At 33.8% G+C, this 12,914-nt stretch carries 10 protein-coding genes; 4 read left to right on the top strand and 6 right to left on the bottom strand.

The window, feature by feature from the left end; translation table 11 throughout:
• Positions 1-145 precede the first annotated feature (145 nt).
• Positions 146-1,462 carry a serine hydrolase domain-containing protein gene (locus tag AC1B0Z_RS07030; RefSeq protein WP_483794909.1) on the top strand — a complete coding sequence of 439 codons (1,317 nt, stop codon included), beginning with the start codon at positions 146-148 and terminating at the stop codon, positions 1,460-1,462.
• A 247-nt stretch (positions 1,463-1,709) separates the two neighbouring features.
• Here the strand turns inward: AC1B0Z_RS07030 and AC1B0Z_RS07025 are convergent, their stop codons facing one another.
• Complete coding sequence (locus AC1B0Z_RS07025; RefSeq protein WP_483794908.1) at positions 1,710-2,717, bottom strand: IS110 family transposase; 1,008 nt, start codon at positions 2,715-2,717, stop codon at positions 1,710-1,712.
• Between the two features lie 412 nt (positions 2,718-3,129).
• Between AC1B0Z_RS07025 and AC1B0Z_RS07020 the strand changes: the two genes are divergently transcribed.
• From AC1B0Z_RS07020 to AC1B0Z_RS07010, 3 genes are read left to right on the top strand one after another with little or no spacing between them, the layout of a single operon-like run.
• Complete coding sequence (locus AC1B0Z_RS07020) at positions 3,130-3,681, top strand: RNA polymerase sigma factor (RefSeq protein WP_483794907.1); 552 nt, start codon at positions 3,130-3,132, stop codon at positions 3,679-3,681.
• Positions 3,665-4,237: a hypothetical protein gene (locus AC1B0Z_RS07015; RefSeq protein WP_483794906.1), complete on the top strand. Its 573-nt coding sequence runs from the start codon at positions 3,665-3,667 to the stop codon at positions 4,235-4,237. Before AC1B0Z_RS07020 ends, AC1B0Z_RS07015 begins: the two co-directional genes overlap by 17 nt.
• Before the next feature lie 11 nt (positions 4,238-4,248).
• Positions 4,249-5,862, top strand: coding sequence for a hypothetical protein (locus tag AC1B0Z_RS07010; RefSeq protein WP_483794905.1), 1,614 nt, complete (start codon positions 4,249-4,251; stop codon positions 5,860-5,862).
• Between the two features lie 427 nt (positions 5,863-6,289).
• Here AC1B0Z_RS07010 and AC1B0Z_RS07005 read toward each other — a convergent pair whose 3' ends face one another.
• The 5 genes from AC1B0Z_RS07005 to AC1B0Z_RS06985 all read right to left on the bottom strand — a co-directional run bounded on the left by AC1B0Z_RS07005 (position 6,290) and on the right by AC1B0Z_RS06985 (position 12,885).
• Positions 6,290-6,799, bottom strand: coding sequence for a cupin domain-containing protein (locus AC1B0Z_RS07005; RefSeq protein WP_483794904.1), 510 nt, complete (start codon positions 6,797-6,799; stop codon positions 6,290-6,292).
• Between the two features lie 10 nt (positions 6,800-6,809).
• The gene (locus tag AC1B0Z_RS07000; protein WP_483794903.1) at positions 6,810-7,736 is read right to left on the bottom strand and encodes a sterol desaturase family protein; all 927 of its coding nucleotides are present in this window, start codon (positions 7,734-7,736) and stop codon (positions 6,810-6,812) included.
• A gap of 97 nt (positions 7,737-7,833) precedes the next feature.
• Positions 7,834-8,409: a hypothetical protein gene (locus AC1B0Z_RS06995; protein ID WP_483794902.1), complete on the bottom strand. Its 576-nt coding sequence runs from the start codon at positions 8,407-8,409 to the stop codon at positions 7,834-7,836.
• Between the two features lie 41 nt (positions 8,410-8,450).
• Positions 8,451-9,158, bottom strand: a complete 708-nt coding sequence (locus AC1B0Z_RS06990; RefSeq protein WP_483794901.1) for a hypothetical protein — start codon at positions 9,156-9,158, stop codon at positions 8,451-8,453.
• Positions 9,159-9,240: 82 nt separating this feature from the next.
• Positions 9,241-12,885 (bottom strand): ABC transporter permease/M1 family aminopeptidase, encoded by a 3,645-nt coding sequence (locus AC1B0Z_RS06985; RefSeq protein ID WP_483794900.1) that lies wholly within the window; start codon positions 12,883-12,885, stop codon positions 9,241-9,243.
• Positions 12,886-12,914: the final 29 nt, after the last annotated feature.

The raw sequence follows: 12,914 nt of genomic DNA, 5'->3' as shown, positions 1-12,914 counted from the left end.
ATGTCCTTGGAAAAACGTCAGGGTTAGTCTTTTTTCTTGTATATACTTTCAAACTCCAGTTGCTTGACTTTGCAAAAATTTTCGGCTAACTTCGTTTATACTTGCATATATCAAAGTTTTAGTACATTAGAGCCAAACAAAATCAATGAGACGATTTTTAACCATACTTCTTCTATCAACTCTTTTAGTCTCTTGTAAAAATGAGGATAAAAAAACAGAAAGTAGTTCATCACATCAAATCGAAAAACTAAATAAAAATATAGATGGCTACTTCTCGTCGCTGAATAAAATTGGAAAATTCAATGGAGTTGTATTTGCTTCAAAAAATGATTCAATAATTATTCATAAAGCATATAATTTAAATCAACATAAAAATAGTTCAACTTACGTAACAAAAGAAAGTCAATTTGATATTCATTCTGTTTCTAAGTTAATGGCTCACTATTTGATTGAAAAATTTGAAATTGAAGGAAAAATCAAAAAAAGCGATTCCATCAAAAAGTTTATTCCAGATTTCCCTAACGGCGACAAAATAACCATAGAAATGTTGCTTAACCACACTTCAGGACTTCCAAGAGGTTTAGAAAGTGTTAATGAAGATAAAATCAACTTGTCATCAGAACAGATAATCGAGTACGCCAAAAAGCAAAAATTACTTTTCGAACCAGGAACAGAAAAGCAATATTCTAATGTGGCTTATGAACTTGTATATTTGGTAATTCAAGAAGTTTCTAACAAAACTTTTGCTCAATGTTTGGCAGAGGAATTGTTCAAACCATTGGGAATGAAAAATTCAGGAGCACATTTCTATCTTAAAGAGAATAACTTAAATAAATTAGCAAAAAACCATAAAAAAAATGATGGTCAAATTACGCAGGTAGAGAATATTTTGTCTGATGAATTCAAAACTGCGAGAATATTTTCGACTGCCACAGACTTAAACGAATTTTTAAACCATATAAAAAATGAACCTTTTGCACCGCTATTACAAAATGAATCAAGTGTCATTGAGAAAAGTGGAGGTTCAGATGGAATAAGAGTTGAGATATATACAAATCTTGAATATGGTTACAATTTCATTTTTTTGGCGAATTATGAAGAAGTTCCTTTCCAGAAAACAGTGGAAGATTTTGCCAAGATATTGGAAAATAAACCATATGATGTTCCGAAAGAGCTGAATAGAAAACCTATCAAATTATCCGCTGACATTTTAAAGACATATGCAGGAACATATTCATTTGCAGATATGAGTAATTTGGAATTGACTTTTAAAGTAGAGAATGAAAATTTGGTAGTTTATCAAAATGGAGAGCAGATAGCCAACTTAAAAGCTGAAACAGAAAACACTTTTTTTGATGACCCTAAAGCACCCGAATCGTTTGAGTTTGTTGATAATGAAAATGGTAGTTTCAATGTTCAAATGGGTTGGAAAGGAGTTAAATTGAAAGGAATTAAGAAATAACGCGCTGCAAGAATGCACATAAACAAAAATGGTTGAAGTGCTAAAACGGAAGATAAAAAATAAAATATAGATAAGTGCAAAACCGAAAGGTTTATGGGTAGAAATCCGCTACTAATCATACACAAAACCGATAAGCGAACCTTTGACTTGTCCTGAATATAGGCTTCACTGTTTTAAAGATTTAGGCTTTTAGCTAGCAAGTAGACCCGCGTATTCTATGATAAAAACCAAATAAAATCTAGATAATTTATGTTGCAAATTTATAGGTATCCACGAAGGGCGAATCTCTATTTATCACTGCAAAAATTCGACTAATAATTTTACATCTTACATTATTTAAAATCAACATTTTATTTTTACCCTCCTCTTGTTTTCTTAGATAATATGCCCGTAGCTGTGCATCATGTTTAACCGCAGAGAGCGCGCACATTTGAAGCAGCGATTTCATTGTTTTATCCGCCATGTGATGCACCTTTGTCTTGCTTCTTATACTTGAGCCCGAACTGTACCCAAAAGGGGCAACACCTGCATAACAAGCTAGTTTCCTCGCCGAAGCAAATACCTCAAAGCCTTTTGTTGCTATTATAAAATAAATGGCTGTTTTCTCCCCAACGCCCTTAACACTTTTTATGAGTTCGAATTGCCGGTTTAATTTAGGGGTTTGTTTTATAATATCTCGCATTTTGGCTTCAATAGACTTTAAACTCATTTGGAGGAATTTTACGGTTTTCTTATTTTGGGATGCTATGGTGTTGTAGACATCGGGCGAGATAAAATCTTTATTTTCTTTAGTCATTCCAAATAGTAAAAGTGATTTTTTGAGTTTCTCGCGTTCTGTAAAAAGCAATTTTAACTGCTGTATTTCTTTCTCTGGAATACTTGAAAGTTTAAGCTTGTCTATATTCCTAATACTATAAAATGCAATATCACCTGCGTCAGACTTATCACTCTTACCTCGCGATATACCCTTGGATCGCTTAATCTCTACTGCTGGAACAATCCAATAATCAAAATTGTTATCAAAACAAAAGCAGCTTAATGGAAAGGTATAAACCCCTGTATTTTCAAAACAGAATAAGGTGTTCTCAAAATCAACACCGCACTGTTTTAACCTAAGGCGCATACCCTTTAAACCTTTGGCATTATTAGCAACAACAAAATGATCTTTTTGGCTGATATCATTCTTATTAACCATAACAACATCTAGTTTTAATTTTGAAATGTCAATACCAACGTGAAACAAATAATTTTTCATAATTTTAACCTTAAGTAAATTAAAAATGTTGAACTTCTTTAGAACCTTTATTAGAGCTTTTATCTACTATTCTATTTGAAGCAATTCAACGGATATTCAAACCGAAAACAGAGGACTGATACGCGCGCTAAGTCTATCTTAGTTAGGGATATAGTTCACCTCTGTTTTCTTTTGAATAAAGGTAACTTTTACTCTGAATACAAACTAAAGGTTAGGGATTGAGGCATTTGTTGAAGCTCCTCGACGCAGGAGAGAGCGACTGCCGAAAGCCCGACCCACTTGCCCTGAGGGACTCGAAGGGTGTGGGTAACGCCCAAATGCTTAATTTTCAAAAAAAATAAAAGTTTTTGCAACACCTCGTTTTTTTTGTCGTCTTTTAAGTGAACCAATCAAGAAAACCAAAAGTATTAGCATGTTTCAAGTTGACATTATTGAACAATGTAAACAGAACAATCGTAAGGCGCAAATGCAGTTGTACAACCAGTACTGCAACGGTATGTACATTGTGGCGAAACGATTTTTGAAGGATGCGCATGATGCTGAGGATGTGGTGCAGGAGGCGTTTATAAAGGCGTTTTCGAAACTGCACCAATATAAGGCAGAAGTGACTTTTGGGGCTTGGTTAAAACGTATTGTGGTTAATAAAAGTATCGACTTTCTGAAATCAAAAAAACAACAGTTAGTGGAACTAGATGAGGTGCACCTTAAAGTTCTGGATACTGAGGTTAACGACAAATGGTTGGTTGATGATACAGTTACTGTAAACGATGTTAAAAAGGCAATTAATCAACTGCCTGAAAAGTATGAGTATGTATTAATGTTGTATTTGATTGAAGGGTATGACCATCAGGAAATTTCAGAAATTTTGAATATTACCGAGGTGGCATCCCGAACCCAATTATCACGAGGTAAAGTAAAATTACAAGGACTATTAAAGGTTGAAAAAAATGGCACAGGATATTAGAGATTTATTTAAAGACGAGCAATTGAAGTACGAGGAAATGCCTAAACAACACGAGGCTCGTTTTTTGGAGAAGTTGGAAACTGCTTTTCCTGAGGAAACCCAAAAACCATCGAAATTTAGTTGGTTACAATTAGCGGCTAGTGTGGTGTTATTAATAGGTTTAAGTTTTGGTGCTTACAAGTTTATGGAGCCTAATATTGAAGTTGAACCAGAAATAGCTTCAACAAAAGAAGAGGTTAAGGGCTTAGGGCAAGTGTCTCCAGAATTAAAAAAGCTTGAGGACTATTATTTGGCAAGCATAAATTTAGAATTGTCGAAAATGAAACCTACCCCAGAAACGAAAGCTGTTTTTGATGGCTACCTGGAACAATTGGAAGAATTAAATCAAGAATACAAAAGGTTGTCTTTAGAGTTGAATGAAAACACTTCAGAGTTAACCGTGAATGCATTAATAGATAATTTGAGATTTCGTTTAAACTTATTGTATCGCTTAAAAGATCAATTACAAACACTAAATGCTTCAGGTGAATCCACCGAAGCGACAAAATCTATTTAAAAAATCAAAAGATGAACAGAACAATTATAAAATTGAAATTACTAGTATTAAGCTGTTTTGCAATAGCTACACTAGGAGCACAAGAAAAAGTAACTAAAGTGTCACAGAGTTTTGACGTTGACAAAAATGTTACTGTAGATTTAAGCACGAGCCATTGTAATATAGTTTTTGATACTTGGAATAAAAGTGAAGTAAGCATTGAGGCCTATATTGAAAGCGACCAGCTTACAAAAGAGGAATTAGAGGAAGTAGCGAAGGCGTGGCAACTGGATATTGATGGTTCTACAGATTTGGTAACTATAAGAACTAAAGGGAGTAATGCACCAAGTTTATGGTCTAGCGAACAGCATAATCATTATAACGAAGAGGTGAAACGAGCACTTAAAAATTTGAAGTATGAATTGGCAGAGTTGCCAGAGATGGATTTTGATTTTGACTTTAATTTTGATGAGATGCATGTTATAGCGGTACCTGAACTTCCGGAGATGCCTGAAATGCCAGAAATGCCAGAACTTCCTGAGCTGCCTGAAGGTGTTGGTGCTGTAGCTTTTGATTATGAGGCATACAAGAAAGATGGCGACAAGTATTTGGAGAAATGGTCCAAAAAATTTGAATCTACCTATGGAAAGGATTATGCCAAAAAAATGGAAGCTTGGGGAGAGAAGTTTGGCGAAGCTTGGAGTGAAAAATATGGAAAGGAAATGGAAAAATGGGGAGAGCAATTTGGTAAAGATATGGAGAAGTGGGGCGAGAAGTTTGGTGAAGAATGGGGTGAGAAATATGCCAAAAAGATGGAAGCTTGGGGTGAGCGTTTTGCAGAACAGATGGAAAGTAAAGCAGAACAAATGGAAGAACAAGAAGAGCGTACTGCTGAACAAAGAGAGAAACAGATTGATTTAAGAGCAAAAATGGCTGAAAGACGTGCAGAAATAAATGAAAAAAGAGCGGAGCAGCGTGCGAAAATGGCTGAGAGACGTGTGGTAATGGAGGAAAGAAGAGCTAAACTTGCGCAAACGCTTAGACGTAAAAGCAAACAATCGCGCATCAAGAAAACAATAATTATAAAAATGCCTAAAAAAGCTAAGGTAAAGCTAGATGTTAGGCATGGTGAATTAGAGTTAGCATCTGTTTTGGACGATGTTCAAGCCGATTTATCACATACTATATTTAAAGCAGCTGGCATTAGTGGAAGTAACTCTTCCATTAATGCAGCTTATGCACCAGTTTATGTTAGCAGTTGGAATTTAGGCGAACTTAACTTAAACCACGTAAAAGAGGCCCAAATAAAAACCGTAAAGCATGTGGTGCTTAACTGCACATCTTCTAATATTAAAATAAACGACGTAGTAAGTAGTGCTATTATTGACAGTAATATTGGAGATGTTAAAATACTTAATGTAGCAGATACGTTTACCAACCTAAATTTTATTTTGCAAAATAATAAGGCTTATATCGTGATGCCAGATGTAAACTATAATATGAATTATAAGGGGGCACATTCTTATTTAGTGCATCCTAATAGTACTGGAGATAAACAGGATATTAGTTCTTTTTCTATGAGTAATACCGATAGCAATAAAACCGTAACCGTAAATGCGAAATACAGTAAGGTAATTATGGAATAGATGCCTTAACTTTGAGGGAATTTATTGTAAATGACCTCCAGTGAATTTAATAACTTCTTAAAAAGTATCTCCTCTCAGCCACTTCACGTTTTAGATGCTTCCATTTCCAAATCCGATTATATAGCTATTGATCTCTCCGACGTTAATTTAGAACTTCAAAATTATGATGTTTCTTCCTGAAAATATTTTTCAATTTTTATTAATACCTTTTCAAAAAACCATGATCGCTAAGTCGCTTACGTGGATTATCTTGATAAGCATACTATATATAAAAGAAGTTCTCATTTTGAAAATAGGGCAGGAGTTTAAACAGGGAGAAAAATTGGCAACTTTGAGAGATGCACCAGTAAATGGTGATTAGCCCAGGCTTTGATTTAAAAAGATTTGAGGTTTTATGCTCAGAATTACCCTAATCCAAACCTTTTACTTAAACCGTAGCGCGTGTTAGTTTCATAATAATTTCAGAATGTTTAGGAAACTTAGTTAACAAATCCTCTCGTGATGGCATTTCAAAATCCCTAAAATCAAAACCTGGAGCAACCGTGCAACCAACCAGAGCGTAACTATTTTCACCAATAACTTCGGCTGCGAACCAATATTTAGCAGGAACTACAAATTGCAGCATTTCGTTATTGTTAAGGTTATTACCAATACAAATTTTTGAATAGTCGCCCTCAGGAGAGATTATATGAAGTGTTAAAGGAGAACCTTTGTAAAAATGCCACATTTCATCTTGATTAATGCGATGGAATGCCGAAAACGTATTTGAGGATAATAAAAAATAAATACCAGTACAATAATTTCTATTTCCATTAAATTCGGGAGCTAAGTGTTCTTGGACAATTACACCTTTGCTTCTGTAAGTTTCTTTGAAATAGCCGCCTTCAGGATGTGGCTTAAGTTTTAATTGATCAATAATGTTTTGAACTGGGTCCATATAAAATGCATCAGTGTCGTTTTTGTTTGGCAGCTTCCGCTCTCATTTGCTTAATGGTTAATGTGCTTCCATCGTGGCTCCATCCGGGAGGCCCAAAGGCATACATGAATTTATGATATGGATTAGAACTCTTGTTCATATCGTTCCAAATATCTTTGTACTCATGCGTTAAAATTACCAATGGATTATATGAATTAGGTGGTTTGGTAACACCATATTGAATTTCTATATCATCATCTAACTCTTTCCATGTGCCAAAAATTTTGTCAAAAATATTTAAAAATCCGCCATGGTTTTTATCCATATACTCCAAGTTTTTAGCATGGTGTACTTGATGCATAGTATGGGTGTTAAATATTTTTTCGATAAAACCTAATTTAGGAATATAGGCTGTGTGTAATTGAAATTGCCAAAGGGCCTCTATACCTAAACATACAATCACCATTTCAGGAGGGAAACCTATTGCTGGTAACCACATATAAAATAGAGGTTTGTATAAAATAGTAAACCAGCCATTTCTTACCGCCGTTCCTAAATTGTAATTATCAGAAGAATGGTGTACAATGTGTGCTGCCCATAAAAACCGTATCATGTGGTTTTGTCTATGAAACCAATAGTAGGTAAAATCATCTAAAAACTGGCACAATATCCAAACGGGTAATGAGTAACCAAAAGATTTCCATCCCATAATATTTGTTCTAATACCATCTACCATAGGATTAAATAATTCATACATATAATTAAAAATAATTATAGCAGAAACAGTTTTAACTAAAGGTGCCAAAACTACCGAGCCTATACCCATAGTAAGACTAGATGCTAGGTCTTTCCAGTTGTAAAGATTTTTATGATCGTGAGTTTTGCTGTAAGTGAGTTCAACTAAAATTAAACCCAAAAAACAAGGAATCCCATAGACTAATGGGTTTGTAAAATTCATATATTATTGTAGTTATGCGTGAAAAAAGATAATTTCAATTTTTTACGAATATATGTATTATATAGGGGATTTCGTATTGTTTCAAGTATTTAATGGCTTAGTTTTTATAAAACCAAAATGGAATACGCTCAATTCTTAAAATTGTGGTGTCGTTATTTTTTTCTACGCGATATCTTCTTAAATCCAGTAAATGTTTGCCTTCGCTTAAAGACGAAATACCTATATACGTTTCAAAACCAAGTGTGCCTTTTTTTGTTTGGCCAACTACAAAATCTGATTTATAAGTTACACTGTCTATGGCTACAAAATAGATACTATTGAAAGTTTTAATGTATTTTTTTCTTAAACTATCTTTTTTAACTCTTTTGCTTTCGTCTTTAATTGTTACAATATGCGAAGTTATACCACGTATGTCCTTTTTTGGTTTTAGACCTGGATTATAATGAAACATACGGTCTTCTATATTATTATCATACTTTTCAAATACTTTTACAAAGGGATCGTTAATGACTTTAGATTGTATCATAACATTATCAATATCCTCTAGCTTTTCATCTAGTAAGTCTTCGTAATGTTTATTATTAATTGTGTAAGATGTGGAGCTTAGGTTTTTGCCAAAGTAATTTGAATTATTGTAGCGAAAACTAGTAGCTATAAAAAGCAAAATAAACAAAGGCGTTAGCAAGAAACTTAGGCGTCTGCCAAATTTATTGTCTAAAAAGTTATAGATAAGAGGGCGGTATAAAAAGGAAAGCGTAACGAAGCTAAATACCCAATAGATTGGAAAATATATTTTTGATATCCAATTTTCTTCTTTAATAACCCTTGTGTTACAAAATCGAAAAAGGTAATTAAGGCACCAAATACAATAAATATAACTATAGGAATGCCAATTCCATTTGACACCCAACTGGGAAGCGCATCGTTATCTATAATAAACTTACCAACTAAAGCTATCGCTATAATGGTGAAGGTGAGCGCGAGAACATAGAAGATAAGTAGAAAAGAAATGGCGAATATGATACTACAATAATTCTCTAAAGTAGCAATATACTTATCAAACGAACCAACCTTTTTTTTTAAGTATTTGGTAAACTTTTCACTGTAATTTAACTTCTCGTAGTTTATATCTCCAGAGACATAGCGTAGCCCAAGCGCACCTATCCATAACCCCCTTAAAAGCACATGTAATAACAGATTAAATATGAGTATAGCACAAGAAACGAGCCCTACAATGCATATTATCATTTTATAAACCTGTTGTGAATTTTTGGCTTCTTGCCCACTTATAGAAATAGGTTCGAATGCTGTAAATAGACCAAAAATTGCAAAACCAGAGATTAACAATTCTAGTTGCCAGCTTTCTTCTTGAAGTTTTTGAAGTAGCTTTTTAAACGCAGGATTGTTGTAATCGTTGTTCATTACAATACTTTTAAGATGAAAGATAATTACTTTTTATTAAAAAACTGCTCAAGTCTTGTTTCTCTATATGAAGTTTTAAAAATTAGTCTGATTCTTCATCTATACTAATGAGATTGTCGTCAGGTATTCTATCAATCATTTTATTGTAAGGGTCTATACCTGCCTTTACGGGTAATCTATCTGTTATAAAAGTGAAGCTTGATGTCCCTGGGTTTATCCATGCTTTTTTAATAACGAGTGGAGACTTCACAGTCATACCGTTACTATTCTTTATATCATTATCAAAAACACCAATATCCAATAAATTCGGCTTTTTTCCTGTTTCGAGAAGATTACCTAAACCATCAAAATATTCTTTAGTGCTTTCAACAGTTATCGTAACTTCATACTTATCATCGGCTAGTTTTTTATAAGAAGCTTTAGATGTTTTATTGGAGTATAAGGTTATTTTTTCAAAACTATCTTCTAAATAATATTTGATAGAATCGGGCGTAACAGAATTTATATAATGGTACCATTCTTTGGTCGTGGTAAATGGTGCTTTTTGCCTATATCTGGCAGCTTCGGTATATGCCTTAAATCCGTTATTCAAATTCTTCTCGCCAATTAAATCCTGTAGCGCATATAGAATTAAACCACCTTTTCTATACCATACATATGCTTGCGTGTCATTATCAAGAAGTGTTTTTTCAAACTTACTTTCGTTGGCTCTTCCCCTTAAATAATTGTCAAGTTCTCTTTTAAGAAAATCTTGCATCGCATCAATACCGTATTCTTTTTTCATAACCATTAATGAAGAATACTCCGCCATAGACTCTGATACCTGATTAGAGCCTCTTGTTGCAGATGGGGTAATTTGATGACCCCACCATTGATGTGCTACTTCATGTGAAGTTACAGTATATACATAGTCTAAATCTTCAGGATCGCTGAAATCACCAACCCAACCAAAACTTTCTGCGAAGGGAACCGTATTAGGAAATGATTGGGCAAATGTGGCATATCTAGGAAATTCTAAAATGCGCATTTGCCTGTATTGGTAAGGGCCATAATTTTCAGAGAAATAGTCCATTGAATGTTTTACTCCTTTAACAAATCTGTCTATATTGTAAGTGTGTGTTGGGTGATGAAAAATCTCGATATTAACCTTTTCGCCATTCTTTCCTGTCCAAACGTCTTTATGAATGTTATAGTTTGCAGATGAGATGTTGTAAAAGAAATCTAAATCACCTTCCATTTTGTAGGTGAAATATCTTCTTCCATTTTCATTCCATTCTTTTTGCAGATACCCAGGCATTACAGCTATTTGGTCTGGTGCTGTACTAACAGTGCCTTCAAAAGTAATATAATCCGCATCATCGTTAAATAATAAATTACTGGTGCCCCATGAATCGTCTTGCTCAGGTAATATATAATCTTTAATGGGTAAACCATACTTTTTACGATCTAAATCACTGGTCATTTCAGAATTAACATTATATCCAAAAGACGGAAAGAAATTATCATTTAAAAAGGTGCCATTGTAAACTATTGCAGAACCAGTACCTTCATTAGGGAAACCTTTGTAATACCCTGTGATATCCAATGTCATAGTAATTGTGTCATTAGGTTTTAGAGGTTCGTCAAAACCATAAATTTCATATCCAAAATCTTTAAAACTACTTCCAAGTTTTGGTATTTTTCCTTCAATCGTAAAACTATTTACCTCTTTTTTTAATAAGCTCTCAGCGCCCCAGTTTATATGGAGAGAATCTATATTTTCATCAGTTTTATTCACCATTAAATAAGTGGTTTTAATTCTAGCTGATCTATTTTCAGGGGTTAAATCTGCATTTACTTTTACGTCTATAATCTTAGGTTGGGCAATTTTATCATATTTACTCAGTGTTTTTTCATAGTTTGCTTGTGCTATTTCACCCTGTTCTTCATTTTTATATTTGTTAATAGTTTTTGTGTTGTGGTTGATAAAAGCGCCTGAACCTATAAAAACCATAAGTAGTAAGACTCCTGTGCCAATAGTTCTGAAATTTAAACGTTCTTTTGCTAATTGCCATCTGGCTTTTCTACCAGAGTCTGTACCTCGTTTCCAGAATAAATATCCAATAACAAGAAGCACACCTCCACAAGCTAACCAATAGGTTTTAAACCAAAACAAGGCTTTTATAAAATGGCCAAAACCATTCATGTCTGAAACTGTGTAACCTGGTGTATATCCGTAGAGATATAGGTTGTTGTCTACTTTTAAAAAGGCATTGATAGCAAAAAGCAATGCCCAAATAGCAATGGCGATAACGTGTCCCATAAATTTTTTGGTAACAACAGAATGCACAAAAAAAGCTAAGAGAATAAATGTGATGTATTTAGGGAATTCAATAAGATATAAATCCGTAAAATACATATCGAACTGATAGTTAAAATACCCTTGCAATGTTTGAGCTATTACACCACTAAGTAAAACGAGATTTACTAACATAAAACTAATCATGATCAGAGCCAAAAACTTTGAGGCATACACTATTCTGTTTTTTAAGGGTAATGATCCGAAAATCTGATCGTAGTTTACGCCACGCTCCCTGTGAAGTACTTCACCGGTCATAAATACAATGAGTACAAAAATAAGGATGCTGTAGTTGAAATTTTTCACTTCTAGCATGTAATAGGTAAGCGGAAGAGAAGGCGTACCATAAATAGGGAATCCAAAGAAAGCATCAAACAATAAAAACGCAAGTGCTGCAATTAGAATAGCTCTAAAAAAGTTATCTCTAATAATGTTTTTAAACTCCATTTTAGCCAAGTCGAACAATAACTTTATACTTAGTCCGCTTGAAAAAACTTGCGATACTTTGGGAAGTTTGGTTAAAGCCGCAGTAGGGTTTGATGTGTCAAGGTTTTCATTTTTCTTTTTTGTTTTGAATTTCTTATTCAGGAATTTAATAAAATCGAATCTAAAAAATGTAAATAAAAAGGCTACAAGTCCAATACCTACCCATAATAAACGATTCCAAATCAATGCACTTGTTAGTGGTAATGTTTGGGTGTTTTGTTCTACAGGTGTCCAGTATCTTGTAATGTTGTTAAACGTTTCAAAAGCAAAAGGATCTAATATGCTAACCAAATTTTTATTCTCAATATCTTGGGTAAGCGTTAAGGTTATTAAATAGCCAATAAATAAAATTGCTCCTCCGGCATATGCTAACATTATTCGTTTGGTCATTGTTACTAATGCAAAGAAAATTGCTCCAGCGAAGAAGAAATTGGTCCAATATATTAAAAGTGTGGGCTGGATGTAATGCCAAAGGTTAAGTGTTGTAAAGCGTTCTGCTTCTGTAAATCCTGCGTTTGGCCCAATGGCAAACCCCATAATCAAACCTAATTGAAATCCTAAGCTAACCAAAAATAGTGTGCATAGCGAACCTAGGAAACGTCCTAAAACATATCCTTTCTCATTTATCGGATAAGAAAAATAATAGTTTTCGGTTTTATGTTCAATATCTCTATAAATAGGAACCCCCATAATAGCACTAGCTAGCATAATACCAAATATGCTAACGATGCTAAGCATTCTTGTAATGGTGGTTGGCGCATTAACATAAGCTTTTTCTGAAGCAGGTACATCACCGCTAATGGCAAGGATAAGGCCAAAAACCAAAAGTATTCCAAAATAAGCCCAAGTGGCAGGTCTTTTAAGTCTATATTTTAATTCGAATAAGAAAATTTCTTTAAACATAATTGTAGTGCTTTAGTTGAAGGTTTAAC

It is taken from the genome of Hyunsoonleella sp. J2K-J805, assembly GCF_057167125.1.
This window is presented reverse-complemented; position numbering and strand designations above follow the sequence as displayed.